This is a genomic window from Escherichia sp. KTE114 (assembly GCF_000407765.1).
Lineage (GTDB): Bacteria > Pseudomonadota > Gammaproteobacteria > Enterobacterales > Enterobacteriaceae > Escherichia > Escherichia ruysiae.
This window is the reverse complement of the sequence record NZ_KE136626.1, coordinates 3,624,747-3,643,683: the sequence shown is the minus strand read 5'-3', so window position 1 is coordinate 3,643,683 and position 18,937 is coordinate 3,624,747. Positions and strand designations below refer to the sequence as shown.

The 18,937-nt window shown below is 51.3% G+C and carries 14 protein-coding genes, 1 tRNA gene, 1 other RNA gene and 1 pseudogene; 9 read left to right on the top strand and 8 right to left on the bottom strand.

Annotation, left to right across the window (positions count from 1 at the left end):
- Positions 1-325 precede the first annotated feature (325 nt).
- Positions 326-1,426, bottom strand: a complete 1,101-nt coding sequence (gene chaA / locus WC5_RS03970; RefSeq protein ID WP_000180147.1) for a sodium-potassium/proton antiporter ChaA — start codon at positions 1,424-1,426, stop codon at positions 326-328.
- Between the two features lie 268 nt (positions 1,427-1,694).
- Here chaA and chaB point away from each other — a divergent pair.
- Positions 1,695-1,924: pseudogene (gene chaB, locus WC5_RS0122695) on the top strand (putative cation transport regulator ChaB).
- 157 nt (positions 1,925-2,081) lie between these two features.
- Positions 2,082-2,777 (top strand): glutathione-specific gamma-glutamylcyclotransferase, encoded by a 696-nt coding sequence (gene chaC, locus WC5_RS03975; RefSeq protein ID WP_010351803.1) that lies wholly within the window; start codon positions 2,082-2,084, stop codon positions 2,775-2,777.
- A gap of 55 nt (positions 2,778-2,832) precedes the next feature.
- Here the strand turns inward: chaC and ychN are convergent, their stop codons facing one another.
- Positions 2,833-3,186, bottom strand: coding sequence for a DsrE/F sulfur relay family protein YchN (gene ychN, locus WC5_RS03980; RefSeq protein ID WP_001169665.1), 354 nt, complete (start codon positions 3,184-3,186; stop codon positions 2,833-2,835).
- A 183-nt stretch (positions 3,187-3,369) separates the two neighbouring features.
- Here ychN and WC5_RS03985 point away from each other — a divergent pair, with 183 nt between their 5' ends.
- A complete protein-coding gene (locus WC5_RS03985) occupies positions 3,370-4,764 on the top strand; it encodes a YchO/YchP family invasin (protein ID WP_016231738.1) in 1,395 nt (464 codons plus the stop codon).
- Here WC5_RS03985 and narL read toward each other — a convergent pair whose 3' ends face one another.
- Together narL and narX are read right to left on the bottom strand one after the other, a co-directional pair.
- Positions 4,765-5,415, bottom strand: coding sequence for a two-component system response regulator NarL (narL, locus tag WC5_RS03990; RefSeq protein ID WP_000070495.1), 651 nt, complete (start codon positions 5,413-5,415; stop codon positions 4,765-4,767).
- A complete protein-coding gene (narX, locus tag WC5_RS03995; protein WP_000918091.1) occupies positions 5,408-7,204 on the bottom strand; it encodes a nitrate/nitrite two-component system sensor histidine kinase NarX in 1,797 nt (598 codons plus the stop codon). The genes narL and narX overlap by 8 nt, the downstream gene beginning before the upstream one ends.
- Positions 7,205-7,542: 338 nt before the next feature.
- On the opposite strand from narX, the gene narK reads away from it, so the two are divergent.
- From narK to narI, 5 genes are all read left to right on the top strand, one after another.
- Positions 7,543-8,934 carry a nitrate transporter NarK gene (narK, locus tag WC5_RS04005; protein ID WP_000019814.1) on the top strand — a complete coding sequence of 464 codons (1,392 nt, stop codon included), beginning with the start codon at positions 7,543-7,545 and terminating at the stop codon, positions 8,932-8,934.
- A gap of 391 nt (positions 8,935-9,325) precedes the next feature.
- Positions 9,326-13,069: a nitrate reductase subunit alpha gene (locus WC5_RS04010; protein WP_000032863.1), complete on the top strand. Its 3,744-nt coding sequence runs from the start codon at positions 9,326-9,328 to the stop codon at positions 13,067-13,069.
- On the top strand, positions 13,066-14,604 hold the full coding sequence (narH, locus tag WC5_RS04015) for a nitrate reductase subunit beta (RefSeq protein WP_000702663.1): 1,539 nt from the start codon (positions 13,066-13,068) through the stop codon (positions 14,602-14,604). The genes WC5_RS04010 and narH overlap by 4 nt, the downstream gene beginning before the upstream one ends.
- Positions 14,601-15,311 carry a nitrate reductase molybdenum cofactor assembly chaperone gene (narJ, locus tag WC5_RS04020; RefSeq protein ID WP_000571678.1) on the top strand — a complete coding sequence of 237 codons (711 nt, stop codon included), beginning with the start codon at positions 14,601-14,603 and terminating at the stop codon, positions 15,309-15,311. Before narH ends, narJ begins: the two co-directional genes overlap by 4 nt.
- Complete coding sequence (gene narI, locus WC5_RS04025; RefSeq protein WP_001160110.1) at positions 15,311-15,988, top strand: respiratory nitrate reductase subunit gamma; 678 nt, start codon at positions 15,311-15,313, stop codon at positions 15,986-15,988. The genes narJ and narI overlap by 1 nt, the downstream gene beginning before the upstream one ends.
- Positions 15,989-16,139: 151 nt before the next feature.
- On the opposite strand, the gene WC5_RS24345 is transcribed toward narI, so the two are convergent.
- The 4 genes from WC5_RS24345 to WC5_RS04040 form a co-directional block, all read right to left on the bottom strand.
- Positions 16,140-16,271: non-coding RNA, RtT sRNA (locus WC5_RS24345), on the bottom strand.
- A 43-nt stretch (positions 16,272-16,314) separates the two neighbouring features.
- A tRNA-Tyr gene (locus WC5_RS04030) sits at positions 16,315-16,399 on the bottom strand.
- A 159-nt stretch (positions 16,400-16,558) separates the two neighbouring features.
- A complete protein-coding gene (gene purU / locus WC5_RS04035) occupies positions 16,559-17,401 on the bottom strand; it encodes a formyltetrahydrofolate deformylase (protein ID WP_000555850.1) in 843 nt (280 codons plus the stop codon).
- Positions 17,402-17,450: 49 nt separating this feature from the next.
- Positions 17,451-17,909, bottom strand: a complete 459-nt coding sequence (locus WC5_RS04040; protein ID WP_016158404.1) for a YchJ family protein — start codon at positions 17,907-17,909, stop codon at positions 17,451-17,453.
- Positions 17,910-18,021: 112 nt separating this feature from the next.
- On the opposite strand from WC5_RS04040, the gene rssA reads away from it, so the two are divergent.
- A complete protein-coding gene (rssA, locus tag WC5_RS04045; protein WP_010350469.1) occupies positions 18,022-18,933 on the top strand; it encodes a patatin-like phospholipase RssA in 912 nt (303 codons plus the stop codon).
- The last annotated feature ends 4 nt before the right edge of the window (positions 18,934-18,937 follow it).

Genomic DNA, 18,937 nt, shown 5'->3' with positions numbered 1-18,937 from the left:
TCAGGTTTTACCTCTCAACGTGCGGGGGTTTTCTCTTTCCAGCAACCAATGCCGCCAGGGATAAAGCCCCCACAACATTGCGCCTCACCGGATAATCCCGGCTTGGTGTGGATACTACGTCTCAAGTCTTCTTTACTTCACCACTGAAACGTTCGTAATGAAGAGTTCATTCCAGCTTTTCATCAACTGTTGCAGTGCTTTCTTGCATGTTGTGGTACAGGCTCGCAATTATGTCTGACGAATTGTTCAGAATAACTGAAGAAAGGAACCGGGCAGGTATTTTTATTATCTCCCCCAGCTTCCGTCGCCAGGGGAGATATCAATGTCAGGCAAATATTGTCATCAAATAGGCGGCAAAGAGTGCCAGATGTGCAGCGCCGTTGAGCACGTTAGTACGTCCGGTGGAGAAGGAGATATGGCACAGCACCAAAGAGGCTACCATCACCACCATTTCTGGCGCACCAAGCGCAAACTGCAATTCATTGCCTGTCATAAAGGCGATCAGCGTGACGACAGGTACGGTAAGCGAAATTGTCGCTAAAACCGAACCAAAGAACAGATTCATCGCGCGCTGGACCTGGTTGTTTAATACCGCTTTTAACGCCCCTAAACCTTCCGGCGAAAGAATCAATAGCGCCACCAGGAAACCGGTAAAGGCCACCGGGGCATTCATGCTGGTGAGCAGTGTTTCCAGCGGACTTGCGTTCATTTTGGTAACCGCTATCACTGCAATTAAATGGATAATCAACCAGACGGCATGCCACAGGCTGCTATGGGCAGAGGGTTTGCCATGGTGCGGATCGTCATCATCACTGTCATCTTCATGTTCATAGACAAACAGACTTTGATGCGTTTTGGTCTGAATTAGCAAAAATACGCCGTACATTGCTGCGGAAATTAATGCCACCAGCAACGCCTGACCGGTTGAAAAATTCGCCGCAGGCAGGGCCATCGGGAATACCAGCACAATAATTGCCAATGGAAACAGGGCGATTAAATACTGTTTAATACCAAACAGATTCATATATTGGGTGGCAAATTTGCGTCCTCCCAACAGTAATGAAAAACCAACCAGTCCACCGGTAACAATCATAATGATTGAATAGAGCGTATCTCGCATTAACGTCGGCGCCGCATCGCCGGTCGCCATTAAGGCTGATATCAGGCTGACTTCAAGAATAACCACGGAAAGGCTAAGAATAAGAGAACCATAAGGTTCCCCCAGTCGATGGGCTAATACGTCTGCATGACGGACAACACTAAAGGCGCTGCTTAAAATACCAATAAGCGCAAGAAGATTGATGCCTATGACCACTGGTAGTGTTTGACTGCTTCCCCAAAGGAACAGCACTACCAGCGCCAGAACCGGGAAAATAAGTGAGGTCTCCTTGTGGCGGGTTTTTACCGCCTCGTGAGCATTTGTCATTATGGTTATCCTTTGCAGATGAATTTGTCGAAAATGTAATAAATAGGCAGAAAAAATAACAGAAAGTGTCTGGATATCGGTAACATTTTACGAAATTTTACCCCGCTGTCGCTTTTTTACTCTTTGGGGTATAAAAATAATCAACGTGTTTAGACAACGTTTGTATTAGCACCTCTTAAGAAGAGTCTGACGTGAAAAGTCTTATATGCTGGCAAGCGTGGATATTGTTGACCACACTTAAAGTTCACCTTTAAAAAAGGAGTCAACAATGCCGTATAAAACAAAAAGCGATCTGCCGGAAAATGTAAAACACGTTCTACCGTCCCATGCCCAGGATATCTATAAAGAGGCATTCAACAACGCCTGGGATCAATATAAAGATAAAGAAGATCGGCGTGATGATGCCAGTCGGGAGGAGACAGCGCATAAAGTGGCCTGGCAGCAGTGAAACATGAATATGCCAAAGGGAGTGATGATAAATGGCATAAAAAGTTATAACTCCCGGTGATGAGTTAAAGCTATTCGTGCGGCGTCGCCTTGCAAGTGGTCTGCAGATTGCATATTGTCCCGGTAATGGTTCCAAAATGAGCAGTAAAAATGTCCGGAAGACACCAAAAAGTTGTCGCAGGGAAGTATGCAGTGGCGGAGGTATAAGGTGATAACTCGGGATTTCTTGATGAATGCCGATTGTAAAACGGCATTTGGCACTATTGAAGAATCACTCTTATGGTCGGCAGAACAGCGGGCAGCCTCGCTGGCAGCTACGCTGGCTTGTCGTCCTGATGAGGGGGCGGTGTGGATCTTCGGTTATGGATCGTTGATGTGGAATCCGGCGCTGGAGTTTATCGAGTCCTGTACCGGTACGCTGGTTGGCTGGCATCGGGCATTCTGTCTGCGCCTGACCGCCGGAAGGGGGACTGCACACCAGCCGGGAAGGATGCTTGCCCTGAAAGAGGGCGGTCGCACCACGGGAGTGGCGTATCGCTTGCCGGAAGAGACGCTGGAGCAGGAACTGACCCTGCTGTGGAAACGGGAGATGATTACCGGCTGCTACCTGCCAACCTGGTGTCAGCTTGATCTTGATGACGGGCGCACAGTCAACGCGCTGGTGTTTATTATGGACCCGCGCCATCCTGAATATGAGTCCGATACCCGAGCTCAGGTGATTGCTCCGTTGATTGCTGCGGCGAGTGGTCCACTTGGAACCAATGCACAGTATTTATTTTCTCTGGAACAAGAGCTCAACAAACTGGGGATGCAGGATGACGGGCTGAATGATTTACTGGTGTCGGTGAAAAAACTGCTGGCGGAGAATTTCCCGGATGGTGTCTTACGGCCCGGTTTTGCCTGATGAAACAGTCATCACAGCGGGGCGTTTCTGTAACCTTGAGCGCCCCATACTGCAATTAAAACGTGAGCACTTTATCGGCAACCAGCGTCCATTGCGCCAGCTCGACCAGTGTGCCAATTTCAACTCCATCAATCAGCGGAAGTGGGCTGATACCGCGACCATCGGTGCAGGTTTTGCACAATTTCACAGGCACATTTTGCGCAGTGAGGATCTCGAGCATTTGCTGAATATTGTAGCCTTCCCCCGGTTTTTGTCCGCGTAATCCGGCAGTTACCGCATCAGACATCAGGAACAGACGTAGATCCAGGTTGCTCTCCTGCTCCCGTAGCGCAATGGCCAGCCGCAGGCTGTTAAATAAGGATTCGCTCCCGTAGGGCGCGCCATTGGCAACGATCACGATTTTTTGCATTACTCACTCCTGTATTCAGATAATTAGATTTCCGACTTCTATCTTACTGCTTTTACGCTGTCTGACCAATTTGCCACATTTTTAGGATTTTCCATAAAGCATGAGAAAGTACGAGAAAAGTTACCAGTAATCGTTATTCTATAAAGTAATGGGTGTTCATTTTTACCGGAAATTACTGACGTTTTGAGCCGTATCGTCTCTCGTGTTACCCCACTTTATTTACTCTTGCTGCTGGCAGGCGGTATAGCCAGCGCACAGCCATCCGTTGAGCAGCAATCGGCAAATCCTTTTGATAACGATAAGGATGCTCTGCCGGACTTAGGAATGGCACCGGAAAATCATGACGGTGAAAAACACTTCGCCGAAATCGTGAAAGATTTTGGTGAAACCAGTATGACCGATAACGGTCAGGATACAGGTGAGCAGGCAAAAGCCTTTGCGCTGGGAAAAGTCCGTGATGCGCTCAGTCAGCAGGTTAATCAGCATGTGGAATCGTGGCTTTCGCCGTGGGGGAACGCCAGTGTTGACGTCAAAGTGGATAACGAAGGGCATTTCACCGGCAGCCGGGGGAGCTGGTTTGTACCGTTGCAGGATAACGAGCGTTATCTCACATGGAGCCAACTTGGACTCACCCAGCAGGACGATGGACTCGTAAGTAACCTTGGCGTTGGTCAACGCTGGAGGCATGGCACATGGTTGATGGGATACAACACGTTTTATGACAACTTGTTAGATGAAAATCTTCAGCGGGCAGGGTTTGGCGCTGAAGCCTGGGGAGAATATCTGCGTCTGTCGGCAAATTATTATCAGCCTTTTGCCTCATGGCATGAACAGACTGCCTCGCTCGAGCAGCGTATGGCGCGTGGTTATGATTTGACTGCCCGGATGCGAATGCCGTTTTACCAGCATCTCAACACCAGTGTCAGCCTCGAACAATATTTTGGTCAGCGTGTCGATCTGTTTAATTCTGGTACGGGTTATCATAATCCTGTCGCCATGAGTCTGGGGCTTAATTACACCCCTGTCCCACTCGTTACTATGACCGCCCAGCATAAACAAGGCGAAAGTGGAGAAAGCCAAAATAATCTCGGGCTGAATATTAACTACCGCTTTGGGGTGCCACTAAACAAACAACTTTCTGCTGGCGAAGTTGCTGAGAGTCAGTCGTTGCGCGGCAGTCGCTATGACAATCCGCAGCGGAATAATCTGCCGGTCATTGAGTATCATCAGCGTAAAACCTTAACGGTATTTCTGGCGACGCCCCCCTGGGATCTTAAACCTGGTGAAACGGTGCCGCTGAAATTACAAATCCACAGTCGTTACGGTATTCGACAATTGATCTGGCAGGGCGATACGCAGATGTTAAGTCTGACATCGGGAGCAACTGCCAACAGTGCGGATGGCTGGACGCTGATCGTGCCGGACTGGCAAAGTGGAGAAGAGGCGACCAATCGATGGCGCTTGTCGGTGGTGGTGGAAGATAACCAGGGACAGCGTGTCTCCTCCAATGAGATCACGCTAACGCTTGCCGAACCTTTCGATGCAATGGCAAAGGACGAACTGCGCTGGGAACCATAATCAGAAAATACGTTCCTGATGTACCCATACTGCGGCTTCCACACGAGATTTTAGCTTCATTTTTTTCAGCATGTGCTTCACGTGCACTTTGACCGTGCTTTCAGTGATGTCCAGGCGGCGGGCGATCATCTTATTCGGTAAGCCCTGAGCAATCAGTTTCAGAATATCGCGCTCGCGCGGCGTTAACTGGTTGACGTCGCGTTCAGTCGTGGCGCGGTTAGCACGCAGGCTGGCGGCCAGAACAGGGGTTAATGCCTCGCTTAGTACCATTTCGCCAGCAGCAGCCTGGTGTAACGCTTTCAACAGATCTTCCGGCTCCATATCTTTTAACAGATAGCCATCTGCGCCGCGTTTCAGCGCGGTGACGACGTCTTCTTCATGGTTCGAGACGCTGAATACCACAATGCGGCCGGATAAAGATTTTTCGCGCAGTTTATCCAGCGTTTCCAGACCGTTCATACCGGGCATATTCAGATCAAGCAGAATCAGATCAGGATCGAGAGATTCCGCAAGTAAAATACCCTGCTCGCCATTGCTCGCTTCGCCAACCACAGTGATATCGGGGGCCATGCTGATAAGCTGTTTTACGCCAGTTCGCAGCATCGGGTGATCGTCGATCAGCAGGATAGTAGCCGGTTCCTGATTACTCATGGGTATCTCCTTGGACGTCTGTGAAAGTTTTTTCGGGAATAAAGGTGACCACCACTTCGGTGCCACCTGATTCACGACGGCGGACGCGGCAGTCGCCACGCAGACTTTGCGCACGGTCACGCATAATTATCATGCCGTAGTGATTGCTGCGGATGGCATTTTCAGGCACCCCGCAGCCGTTATCCTGGACGGTCAGTTTGACCTGATTATCGTTTTGCGCCACCGTTACAACGACCTCGCTCGCTTGCGAATGTTTGAGGGCGTTACTTAATGCCTCACGGGCAATTTGCAATAGATGGATTGCCTGATGCGAGGGCACCAGACGCGGTGGCAACTGGTAATCCAGCTTCACCGGGAAGCCAAATTTGGCGCTGTACTCTTCACAACTCGCCTCCAGTGCCGGGCGTAATCCCGGTTCGGTGAGCTGCAAACGGAATGTGGTGAGCAACTCACGCAACTGCGCCCATGACGCATTCAGTTCGTTACGGATCTGGCTTAACAGTTCGCGGCTGCTTTCTGGCAGTGCGTCGCCTTGCATCTGTAAACAACTCACCTGCATCTTCATACAAGAGAGAGATTGGGCAATAGAATCATGTAGTTCGCGCGCAATGGTGGCACGCTCTTCCATCACGATCAACTGCTGCTGGCGTTCCTGATGGCGATCCAGCGCCAGAGTGGCGGTTAATTGCTCAACCAGTGTATCCACCAGTTGCTGTTGATCATGGCTCAGGTGGCGGCCCTGAGGCAGGGTCGCCAGCAAAATTCCGTACTGCATATGAGAATCCGCCAGTCGCCATTTCAGGGTCGTGCCGCGATCGCCGACGGGTAATACCCCGCGCGGGCAGAGCTGGCAACCTTTGTCGTCGCAGGTCATATCCGGCTGACAGGTGAACTCCTGATGATTCTCTTCATCTTCAGTGTCATATACCCGCAGTTCGATATCACGCAGCAGGGTTAAATTTTGCAAGCCGTTGAGTACAGGTGACAGGCGTTCACACAGCGGGGCGCGAGAATGCAAACGACGATTAGCCTGCCACAAAAACGAGAGTATTTGATTTTTATGCTCCAGCCCGGCGGTTTTCTCCTGTACCCGATGCTCAAGTACGGCATAACTCTCCGCCAGTTCCGCAGACATATTGTTCAGTGCCGTTCCGAGCATCGCCATTTCGTTGCGCCCGCTGATATTCGCCCGCTGGGTAAAATCGCGATGGCTGACGGCACTCGCCATCGCCAGTAATTGCCGCCACGGCTGTAGCAGCCGTGCCCGCAGCCATATGATGGTAAATACCAGTAGAAGTGCCATAAACACAGCCATCACCCGATGAACCAGTACGACCGTCTCAATACGCATTTCCGTGGTGCGGTCAAAACCAGATACCAGTTGATCAAGCCCGGCAACAAACTGGCTGACGTCAGCCGACACCGTTTCGCGGCTTTGTGCGTGTAGCAGCGCAGGAATCAGCTCATGGCGCCAGTAATCCTGCAAACCCTGCAATTGCGCCAGTTGCCCGTCTCGTTCTGCTGCTCGAGTTAATTCGGGGCTAAATGCCGTTTGTTCCATCTCCTTGATTAAGGGCTTGTCTTTCTCGCTTAATGGCACTGCCGCCAGTAGCCGATAAGTTTGCATACGCAGCGATCCCGCTTTGTTAATAGCATGGGCGCTGCCCTGAACGCCTTGTACCAGCCAGCCAGAAACCGCCATCCCCGCCAGTCCAATAGCAGTAGAAAGCAAAACAATAAGCGCAACCTGATTAACCAGGGTGAGCGGAGAGAGACAACGTTTAAGCATGTAAACCTCTTCCTTCAGGCTTTGAATGAGCAATAACCTTAATGAATGTAACGATACATTCTGGAATGGCGTTATTCTCGGCTATTGGCTGAAGTATACCCATACCCGGAAAGAGTTACTCCTTATTTGCCGTGTGGTTAGTCGATTTACATCAGTAAGAGTAGGGATTTTACAGTACTGTGAAAAATCTCATAATTTTTATGAAATCTCTGTACTCACTATGGGTAATGATAAATATCAATGATAGATAAAGTTATCTTATCGTTTGATTTACATCAAATTACCTTTGGCTACAGACACTAAGGTGGCAGACATCGAAACGAGTATCAGAGGTGTCTATGAGTCACTCATCCGCCCCCGAAAGGGCTACTGGAGCTGTCATTACTGATTGGCGACCGGAAGATCCTGCGTTCTGGCAACAGCGCGGCCAGCGTATAGCCAGCCGCAATCTGTGGATTTCCGTTCCCTGTCTGCTACTGGCGTTTTGTGTATGGATGTTATTCAGTGCCGTCGCGGTGAATTTGCCGAAAGTCGGCTTTAATTTTACGACCGATCAGCTGTTTCTTTTGACTGCACTACCTTCGGTTTCTGGCGCATTATTGCGTGTGCCATACTCCTTTATGGTTCCAATCTTCGGCGGTCGTCGCTGGACGGCGTTCAGCACCGGTATTCTGATTATTCCTTGCGTCTGGCTGGGTTTTGCCGTGCAGGATACCACTACGCCATACAGCGTATTCATCATCATTTCTCTGCTGTGCGGCTTTGCTGGCGCGAACTTCGCCTCCAGTATGGCAAACATCAGCTTCTTTTTTCCGAAGCAGAAGCAGGGTGGCGCGCTGGGGCTGAACGGTGGTCTGGGCAACATGGGCGTTAGCGTCATGCAGTTGGTTGCTCCGCTGGTGGTATCACTGTCAATTTTTGCTGCATTTGGCAGCCAGGGCGTAACACAGCCGGATGGCACCGAATTGTATCTGGCTAACGCGTCCTGGGTATGGGTGCCGTTCCTCGCCATCTTCACCATTGCAGCGTGGTTTGGCATGAACGACCTTGCTACCTCGAAAGCCTCTATCAAGGAGCAGTTGCCGGTACTCAAACGGGGTCATCTGTGGATTATGAGCCTGCTGTATCTGGCAACCTTCGGTTCCTTCATCGGCTTCTCTGCGGGTTTTGCCATGCTGTCTAAAACGCAGTTTCCGGATGTACAGATCCTGCACTACGCCTTCTTCGGACCGTTTATTGGCGCACTGGCGCGTTCTGCGGGGGGAGCATTGTCTGACCGTCTCGGCGGTACTCGTGTAACGCTGGTGAACTTCGTGCTGATGGCGATTTTCAGTGGTCTGCTGTTCCTCACCTTACCGACTGACGGGCAAGGCGGAAACTTCATGGCGTTCTTTGTAGTCTTCCTGGCGCTGTTCCTGACGGCGGGGCTGGGTAGTGGTTCCACCTTCCAGATGATTTCCGTGATCTTCCGTAAACTGACGATGGATCGCGTGAAAGCAGAAGGCGGTTCTGACGAACGTGCCATGCGTGAAGCGGCAACCGACACTGCGGCGGCGCTGGGCTTCATCTCCGCGATTGGCGCTATTGGTGGCTTCTTTATCCCGAAAGCGTTCGGTAGCTCACTGGCATTAACAGGGTCGCCAGTCGGTGCAATGAAAGTATTTTTGATTTTCTATATCGCCTGCGTGGTAATTACCTGGGCGGTATACGGTCGGCATTCTAAAAAATAAATCGTAATATTTGATTATCCTTTGCGCGGCGTAATGTCGCGCTTTTTTTATTTCTCATTTAGTTACAACATACTTTAAGAGGATAATTATTTCAACGGCGTCAATTAAGCGCCATTAATATGTCATCCATGGGGGATACTCCTTAATACCCATCTGTATAAAAATCCGAAGTGTTTAAATGGTGATTGATGTAAAAACCATTAATTTACAATAAGTTGTGTAATAAATATTAATTATCCCAAAGGGGTATATTAGGAATTTACTTTATTTTTCATCCCCACCACTCTTGATCGTTATCAATTCCCACGACGTTTCAGAGCGTTACCTTCGTTTTAAACATTAGCAATGTCGATTTATCAGAGAGCCGACAGGCTCCCACAGGAGAAAACCGATGAGTAAATTCCTGGACCGGTTTCGCTACTTCAAACAGAAGGGTGATACCTTTGCCGATGGGCATGGCCAGCTTCTCAATACCAACCGTGACTGGGAGGATGGATATCGCCAGCGTTGGCAGCATGACAAAATCGTCCGCTCTACCCACGGGGTAAACTGCACCGGCTCCTGCAGCTGGAAAATCTACGTTAAAAACGGTCTGGTGACCTGGGAAACCCAGCAGACTGACTATCCGCGTACTCGTCCGGATCTGCCAAACCATGAACCTCGCGGCTGTCCGCGCGGTGCCAGCTACTCTTGGTATCTCTATAGCGCCAATCGCCTGAAATACCCAATGATGCGTAAACGCCTGATGAAAATGTGGCGTGAAGCGAAGGCGCAGCATAGCGATCCGGTTGAGGCATGGGCTTCTATTATCGAAGACGCCGATAAAGCGAAAAGCTTTAAACAGGCGCGTGGACGCGGTGGTTTTGTTCGTTCTTCCTGGCAGGAAGTGAACGAACTGATCGCCGCATCTAACGTTTACACCATCAAAAACTACGGCCCGGACCGTGTCGCCGGCTTCTCGCCAATTCCGGCAATGTCGATGGTTTCTTACGCATCAGGTGCTCGCTATCTCTCGCTGCTTGGCGGTACTTGCTTAAGCTTCTACGACTGGTACTGCGACCTGCCTCCTGCGTCTCCGCAAACCTGGGGCGAGCAAACTGACGTACCGGAATCAGCTGACTGGTACAACTCCAGCTACATCATCGCTTGGGGTTCAAACGTCCCGCAGACGCGTACCCCGGATGCTCACTTCTTTACTGAAGTGCGTTACAAAGGCACCAAAACTGTTGCCGTCACGCCGGACTACGCTGAAATCGCCAAACTGTGCGATCTGTGGCTGGCACCGAAACAGGGCACCGACGCAGCAATGGCGCTGGCAATGGGTCACGTGATGCTGCGTGAATTCCATCTTGATAACCCAAGCCAGTATTTCACCGATTATGTGCGCCGCTACACCGACATGCCGATGCTGGTAATGCTGGAAGAGCGCGACGGTTATTACGCTGCAGGTCGTATGCTGCGCGCCGCCGATCTGGTTGATGCGCTGGGTCAGGAAAACAACCCGGAATGGAAAACCGTAGCTTTTAATACGCAAGGTGAAATGGTTGCGCCGAACGGTTCGATCGGTTTCCGTTGGGGCGAGAAGGGCAAATGGAATCTTGAACAGCGCGATGGCAAAACTGGTGAAGAAACCGAACTGCAACTGAGTCTGCTGGGTAGTCAGGATGAGATCGCTGAAGTGGGCTTCCCGTACTTTGGCGGCGACGGCACGGAACACTTCAATAAAGTGGAGCTGGAAAACATTCTGCTGCACAAGCTGCCGGTAAAACGCCTGCAACTGGCTGATGGCAGCACTGCACTGGTGACCACCGTTTATGATTTGACGCTGGCAAACTACGGCCTGGAGCGTGGTCTGAACGACGTTAACTGCGCGACCAGCTATGACGACGTGAAAGCCTACACCCCGGCGTGGGCTGAGCAGATCACCGGTGTTTCTCGTAGCCAGATTATCCGCATTGCCCGTGAATTTGCCGATAACGCTGATAAAACGCATGGTCGCTCGATGATTATCGTCGGTGCCGGTCTGAACCACTGGTATCACCTCGATATGAACTATCGCGGTCTGATCAACATGCTGATTTTCTGCGGCTGTGTCGGTCAGAGCGGCGGTGGCTGGGCACACTACGTGGGTCAGGAAAAACTGCGTCCGCAAACCGGCTGGCAGCCGCTGGCGTTTGCCCTTGACTGGCAGCGTCCGGCGCGTCACATGAACAGCACCTCTTACTTTTATAACCACTCCAGCCAGTGGCGTTATGAAACCGTGACCGCAGAAGAGTTGCTGTCGCCGATGGCGGATAAATCCCGCTATACCGGACACTTGATCGACTTCAACGTGCGTGCGGAACGTATGGGCTGGCTGCCGTCTGCGCCGCAGCTAGGCACTAACCCGCTGACTATTGCTCGCGAAGCAGAAAAAGCGGGCATGAATCCGGTGGACTATACGGTGAAATCCCTGAAAGAGGGTTCAATCCGTTTTGCTGCGGAACAACCGGAAAACGGCAAGAACCATCCGCGTAACCTGTTCATCTGGCGTTCTAACCTGCTGGGCTCTTCCGGTAAAGGTCATGAGTTTATGCTCAAGTATCTGCTGGGGACGGAACACGGTATCCAGGGTAAAGATCTGGGGCAGCAGGGCGGCGTGAAGCCGGAAGAAGTGGACTGGCAGGATAACGGTCTGGAAGGCAAGCTGGATCTGGTGGTGACGCTGGACTTCCGTCTGTCGAGCACTTGTCTCTATTCCGACATCATTTTGCCGACGGCGACCTGGTACGAAAAAGACGACATGAATACTTCGGATATGCATCCGTTTATTCACCCGCTGTCTGCGGCGGTCGATCCGGCCTGGGAAGCGAAAAGCGACTGGGAAATCTACAAAGCCATCGCGAAGAAATTCTCCGAAGTGTGCGTTGGTCATCTGGGTAAAGAAACCGACATCGTTACGCTGCCAATTCAGCACGACTCCGCCGCCGAACTGGCGCAGCCGCTGGATGTGAAAGACTGGAAAAAAGGCGAATGCGACCTGATCCCAGGTAAAACCGCACCACACATTATGGTGGTTGAGCGCGATTATCCGGCCACTTACGAACGCTTTACCTCTATCGGCCCACTGATGGAGAAAATCGGTAACGGCGGTAAAGGGATTGCCTGGAACACCCAGAGCGAGATGGATCTGCTGCGTAAGCTCAACTACACCAAGGCTGAAGGTCCGGCGAAAGGCCAGCCGATGCTCAACACCGCAATTGATGCGGCAGAGATGATCCTGACGCTGGCACCGGAAACCAACGGTCAGGTAGCCGTGAAAGCCTGGGCGGCACTGAGCGAGTTTACCGGTCGCGACCATACGCATCTGGCGCTGAATAAAGAAGACGAGAAAATCCGCTTCCGCGATATTCAGGCACAGCCGCGCAAAATTATCTCCAGCCCGACCTGGTCTGGTCTGGAAGATGAACACGTTTCTTACAACGCCGGTTACACCAACGTTCACGAGCTGATCCCGTGGCGTACGCTCTCTGGTCGTCAGCAGCTGTATCAGGATCATCAGTGGATGCGTGATTTTGGTGAAAGCCTGCTGGTTTATCGTCCGCCGATCGATACCCGTTCGGTGAAAGAAGTGATGGGACAGAAATCCAACGGTAACCCGGAAAAAGCCCTGAACTTCCTGACGCCACACCAGAAGTGGGGTATTCATTCCACTTACAGCGACAACCTGCTGATGCTGACTTTAGGTCGCGGTGGGCCGGTGGTCTGGCTGAGCGAAGCCGATGCCAAAGATTTGGGAATTGCCGACAACGACTGGATTGAAGTCTTCAACAGCAATGGTGCGCTGACTGCCCGTGCGGTTGTCAGCCAGCGTGTTCCGGCAGGGATGACCATGATGTACCACGCGCAGGAACGTATCGTTAACCTGCCGGGTTCGGAAATCACGCAGCAGCGTGGGGGTATTCATAACTCGGTCACCCGTATCACGCCGAAACCGACGCATATGATCGGTGGCTATGCCCATCTGGCATACGGCTTTAACTACTACGGCACCGTAGGTTCTAACCGCGATGAGTTTGTTGTAGTGCGTAAGATGAAGAACATTGACTGGTTAGATGGCGAAGGCAATGACCAGGTACAGGAGAGCGTAAAATGAAAATTCGTTCACAAGTCGGCATGGTGCTGAATCTCGATAAGTGCATCGGCTGCCACACCTGTTCAGTTACCTGTAAAAACGTCTGGACCAGCCGCGAAGGCGTTGAGTACGCGTGGTTCAACAACGTTGAAACCAAACCGGGTCAGGGTTTCCCTACCGACTGGGAAAACCAGGAAAAATACAAAGGCGGTTGGATCCGTAAAATCAACGGCAAACTGCAACCGCGTATGGGTAACCGCGCGATGCTGCTGGGTAAAATCTTCGCCAACCCGCATTTGCCGGGGATCGACGATTATTACGAGCCGTTCGATTTTGATTATCAGAATCTGCATACCGCGCCGGAAGGTAGCAAATCGCAGCCGATTGCCCGTCCACGTTCGCTGATTACTGGCGAACGGATGGCGAAAATCGAAAAAGGGCCGAACTGGGAAGATGACCTGGGCGGCGAGTTTGACAAACTGGCGAAAGACAAGAACTTCGACAACATCCAGAAGGCGATGTATAGCCAGTTCGAAAACACCTTCATGATGTATTTGCCGCGTCTGTGTGAACACTGCCTCAACCCGGCATGTGTGGCGACCTGTCCGAGCGGGGCTATCTACAAACGTGAAGAAGATGGCATCGTACTGATCGATCAGGATAAATGCCGTGGCTGGCGTATGTGCATCACCGGATGTCCGTACAAAAAAATCTACTTCAACTGGAAGAGCGGTAAATCTGAGAAGTGCATCTTCTGCTATCCGCGTATTGAAGCCGGTCAGCCGACGGTGTGCTCAGAAACCTGTGTTGGTCGTATCCGTTATCTTGGCGTGCTGTTGTACGATGCCGACGCTATTGAACGTGCAGCCAGCACCGAGAACGAGAAAGATCTCTACCAGCGTCAGCTGGAAGTGTTCCTCGATCCGAACGATCCGAAAGTCATCGAGCAGGCGATTAAAGACGGTATTCCGCTGAGCGTTATTGAAGCCGCACAACAGTCGCCGGTTTATAAAATGGCGATGGAATGGAAACTGGCGCTGCCGCTGCATCCAGAATATCGCACATTGCCGATGGTCTGGTACGTGCCGCCTCTGTCACCGATTCAGTCTGCGGCAGACGCGGGCGAGCTGGGTAGCAACGGCATTCTGCCAGACGTAGAAAGCCTGCGTATCCCGGTTCAGTACCTGGCGAATCTGCTGACCGCCGGTGATACCCAACCGGTACTGCTCGCGTTGAAACGTATGCTGGCAATGCGTCATTACAAACGAGCTGAAACCGTTGACGGTAAAGTTGATACCCGTGCGCTGGAAGAGGTCGGCCTGACCGAAGCCCAGGCACAGGAGATGTACCGTTATCTGGCGATTGCAAACTACGAAGATCGCTTTGTGGTGCCGAGCAGCCATCGTGAACTGGCGCGGGAAGCCTTCCCGGAGAAAAATGGTTGCGGCTTTACCTTTGGTGACGGCTGCCACGGTTCAGATACCAAATTCAATCTGTTCAACAGCCGTCGTATCGATGCCATCGACGTGACCAGCAAAACGGAGCCGCATCCATGATCGAACTCGTGATTGTATCGCGTCTCCTTGAATATCCTGATGCTGCCTTATGGCAGCATCAACAAGAGATGTTTGAGGCGATTGCTGCGTCGGAAAATCTGTCGAAAGAGGATGCCCATGCGCTGGGCATTTTCCTGCGCGATTTAACCGCGATGGATCCGCTGGACGCTCAGGCGCAGTACAGCGAACTGTTCGACCGTGGTCGCGCCACGTCGCTGTTACTGTTTGAACATGTGCACGGCGAATCCCGCGATCGTGGTCAGGCGATGGTGGATTTGCTGGCGCAGTATGAGCAACACGGCTTGCAGTTAAACAGTCGTGAACTGCCGGATCATCTGCCGTTGTATCTGGAGTACCTGGCGCAGCTGCCGCAAAGCGAAGCCGTGGAAGGTTTGAAAGATATCGCGCCGATTCTGGCGTTGCTAAGTGCTCGTCTGCAACAGCGTGAAAGCCGTTATGCAGTGCTGTTTGATCTGCTGCTGAAACTGGCGAATACCGCTATAGACAGCGACAAAGTGGCGGAAAAAATTGCCGATGAAGCGCGCGATGATACGCCGCAGGCGCTGGATGCTGTCTGGGAAGAAGAGCAGGTTAAATTCTTTGCTGACAAAGGCTGCGGTGATTCGGCAATCACTGCTCATCAGCGTCGCTTTGCCGGTGCCGTCGCGCCGCAATATCTGAATATCACCACCGGAGGACAGCACTAATGCAATTCCTGAATATGTTCTTCTTTGATATCTACCCGTACATTGCCGGGGCGGTCTTCCTGATTGGTAGCTGGCTGCGCTATGACTACGGGCAGTACACCTGGCGCGCGGCGTCCAGCCAGATGCTGGATCGCAAAGGGATGAACCTGGCGTCTAACCTGTTCCATATCGGGATTCTGGGGATTTTTGTCGGTCACTTCTTCGGTATGCTGACGCCGCACTGGATGTATGAAGCCTGGCTGCCAATTGAAGTGAAACAGAAAATGGCGATGTTTGCTGGTGGTGCCAGCGGCGTGCTGTGTCTGATTGGCGGTGTACTGTTGCTGAAACGCCGCCTGTTCAGCCCACGCGTGCGTGCAACGACTACCGGAGCGGATATCTTGATCCTGTCGCTGCTCGTTATCCAGTGCGCGCTGGGCCTGCTGACCATTCCGTTCTCCGCTCAGCATATGGACGGTAGCGAGATGATGAAACTGGTTGGCTGGGCGCAGTCGGTAGTGACCTTCCACGGTGGCGCTTCTCAGCACCTTGATGGCGTGGCGTTTATCTTCCGTTTGCACCTGGTGCTGGGGATGACGTTATTCCTGCTGTTCCCGTTCTCGCGTCTGGTACACATCTGGAGCGTACCGGTGGAGTATCTGACGCGTAAGTATCAGCTGGTGCGTGCTCGCCACTAAGCGAAATTTAGTTCACATAGACCCTGCTTCGGCGGGGTTTTTTGTTTTGAGTAAAAGTGTGCAGACCTAAAAACAGGCATGACGAATTCTGTGTGACAACAAGAAATAAATGGTTAGTAAATTGGTTTAGAAGAGTATTTTCAGGAAGTAATGGTGGTGGGGGAAGGATTATTCGTCGCTTCGCTCCTCATCCTTCGGGCCGTTGCCTGCGGCAACGTTCTCTCGCTTTCGCTCGAGTCGAACCTTAATCGAAGGTTCTCACCCTTCCTCGATGAGTGCAAAGATTAATAATCTCACCGAAGTTACCACATCGCTGTGGTGAATAATGGTGGTGGGGGAAGGATTCGAACCTTCGAAGTCGATGACGGCAGATTTACAGTCTGCTCCCTTTGGCCGCTCGGGAACCCCACCACGGGGCAATACTTTTTACTGGCCTGCTCCCTCATTGGGAAGCGGGGCGCATCATACCAAATGACACGCTGCTGTAAAGCGTTACGTTGAGAAAAATGAACTGGTTGCGTAATTTTCATCCGTAACGGATTAAAGGCAACCAGTTCTTTTTGCTGGCGATTAAAGAATAATCGTCCGGTTACCGTAAACAAACACACGTTGCGCCAAAACCTGGTAAAGGGCGCGGCTTAATACGTTTTTCTCGACGTCACGACCTGCCCGCATCATATCTTCGGCTGTATAAGTGTGATCCACATGAATAACGTCCTGCATAATGATTGGACCTTCATCCAGATTGTCATTTACATAGTGTGCCGTTGCGCCAATTATCTTCACGCCGCGTTCATAGGCCTGATGATACGGACGTGCCCCAATAAACGCCGGCAGGAATGAGTGGTGAATATTGATAATTTTATTCGGGAAGCGCGCCACAAATTCCGGCGTTAATACGCGCATATACTTCGCCAGCACAACGTAATCAGGCTGATAAGCATCAATGGCATCCGCCATCTTTTGATCGTGCTCGTTGCGACTTAATCCTTCATGGCTGACCAGTTCAAATGGAATATCAAAACGTTCAACCAGCGAACGCAAGGTATCGTGGTTGCCGATGACTGCCGCGATTTCCACATCCAGTCCACCGTAATTGGCTTTCATCAGCAGATCGCCAAGGCAATGCGCTTCTTTAGTGACCAGAATGACTATCCGGCGACGACCGGCGGGATTTAGTTCGCGCACAGAGCCTTCCGGCAATGCGCTATCGAGATCCGCCAGCAGGGTCGAATCATTAAAAATGCCTTCCAGTTCCGTGCGCATAAAAAAGCGTCCGGTACGATGATCAACAAATTCATTGTTCTGCACGATATTTAACTCGTGCTTGTAGCAAATATTAGTAATGCGCGCGATCAGACCTTTTTGATCCGGACAAATAGTACGAAGAACTTTTCGTTGGAGTGAGTGCATTGCTGGAAAAACCTTGTTGAGAGTGTTTGCTAAACCGTACCGTCAACCATTATTGGCCGCAGCACTTTTTAAATTTTTTACCTGAACCACAAGGGCAGGGATCGTTGCGGCCAAACTGTGGACGTGTACCGTCAATATAGTACCACTGACCGTTTTCTTTCAAAAATCGCGAACGTTCAATTATCGCTCCTGTTTTACCCTGTTCGGCAAATCGGGCGACGAAGCTAACATAACCTACGTTATCTCCTTCGTGATATGAACGCTCAAATACGGTCAGCCCTAACCATTCGGTATGCGCAAATCCGGCAATCAATTCGGCACGTAACGCCGCTGCGCCACAGGACGGATGCCAGGTCTTAATTAAATAATCTGCGTCCTGCATCACAAAAGCGCAGTAACGCGAACGCATGAGATGTTCTGGATCAGGTGCGACCTTTTCACCAGACACATAACGGTGGCAACATAGGCTATACTCGACAGCACTACCACAGGGACAAAGCTCAGACACAAATAATCTCCCTGGAAACAATAACGGCGTATTAATCGCCTGCGTAGCACTATGTTAACCGAGCAGTAGCGATGTGGCTACGGCTGCATTCCAGGGGAAGCCTTCAGGAACAATGAGAAAGATAAAAATAGGGCTGGCGCTAGGATCTGGCGCGGCGCGAGGATGGTCGCATATTGGCGTCATTAACGCGCTTAAAAAAATGGGCATTGAAATAGATATCGTCGCTGGATGTTCAATCGGTTCGCTGGTGGGCGCTGCTTTTGCATGCGATCGCCTGACCGCGCTTGAACAGTGGGTTACCTCTTTTAGCTATTGGGATGTTTTACGGCTGATGGATCTTTCCTGGCAGCGTGGTGGATTGTTGCGCGGTGAGCGTGTGTTCAACCAGTACCGCGAAATAATGCCGGAAACAGAGATCGAAAATTGTTCACGCCGTTTCGCTGCGGTTGCCACTAATTTAAGCACGGGGCGAGAACTCTGGTTTACCGAAGGCGACCTCCATCTTGCTATTCGTGCATCATGCAGCATCCCCGGCCTAATGGCGCCGGTCGCTCATAACGGCTATTGGCTGGTTGATGGCGCAGTTGTTAATCCGATTCCTATTTCCCTCACGCGTGCGATGGGCGCTGATATTGTGATTGCGGTCGATCTGCAGCACGATGCTCATTTAATGCAACAAGATCTCCTTTCATTTAATGTCAGTGAAGATAATGGCGAGAACGACGATCCTCTCCCGTGGCATGCGCGTTTGAAAGAACGATTAAGCAGTATAACGGCACGTCGGGCAGTGACTGCGCCAACCGCAACAGAGATTATGACCACGTCTATCCAGGTGCTGGAAAACCGTCTTAAACGAAACCGTATGGCTGGGGATCCGCCTGATATTCTGATTCAACCTTTATGCCCGCAGATATCCACTCTGGATTTTCATCGTGCAAATGCTGCCATTGCGGCAGGACAATTAGCGGTAGAGAAGAAAATGGATGAACTTTTACCGCTGGTTCGAACCAACGTTTTGACCTGATTTT

What these genes read in the sequence shown, in the direction of transcription:
- chaA (WP_000180147.1), bottom strand. Translation starts at nt 1,426, where the DNA reads ATGACAAATGCTCACGAGGCGGTAAAAACCCGCCACAAGGAGACCTCA.
- narH (WP_000702663.1), top strand. Translation starts at nt 13,066, where the DNA reads ATGAAAATTCGTTCACAAGTCGGCATGGTGCTGAATCTCGATAAGTGC.
- rssA (WP_010350469.1), top strand. Translation starts at nt 18,022, where the DNA reads ATGAGAAAGATAAAAATAGGGCTGGCGCTAGGATCTGGCGCGGCGCGA.
- purU (WP_000555850.1), bottom strand. Translation starts at nt 17,401, where the DNA reads ATGCACTCACTCCAACGAAAAGTTCTTCGTACTATTTGTCCGGATCAA.
- narK (WP_000019814.1), top strand. Translation starts at nt 7,543, where the DNA reads ATGAGTCACTCATCCGCCCCCGAAAGGGCTACTGGAGCTGTCATTACT.
- ychN (WP_001169665.1), bottom strand. Translation starts at nt 3,186, where the DNA reads ATGCAAAAAATCGTGATCGTTGCCAATGGCGCGCCCTACGGGAGCGAA.
- WC5_RS04010 (WP_000032863.1), top strand. Translation starts at nt 9,326, where the DNA reads ATGAGTAAATTCCTGGACCGGTTTCGCTACTTCAAACAGAAGGGTGAT.
- narI (WP_001160110.1), top strand. Translation starts at nt 15,311, where the DNA reads ATGCAATTCCTGAATATGTTCTTCTTTGATATCTACCCGTACATTGCC.
- narX (WP_000918091.1), bottom strand. Translation starts at nt 7,204, where the DNA reads ATGCTTAAACGTTGTCTCTCTCCGCTCACCCTGGTTAATCAGGTTGCG.
- narL (WP_000070495.1), bottom strand. Translation starts at nt 5,415, where the DNA reads ATGAGTAATCAGGAACCGGCTACTATCCTGCTGATCGACGATCACCCG.
- narJ (WP_000571678.1), top strand. Translation starts at nt 14,601, where the DNA reads ATGATCGAACTCGTGATTGTATCGCGTCTCCTTGAATATCCTGATGCT.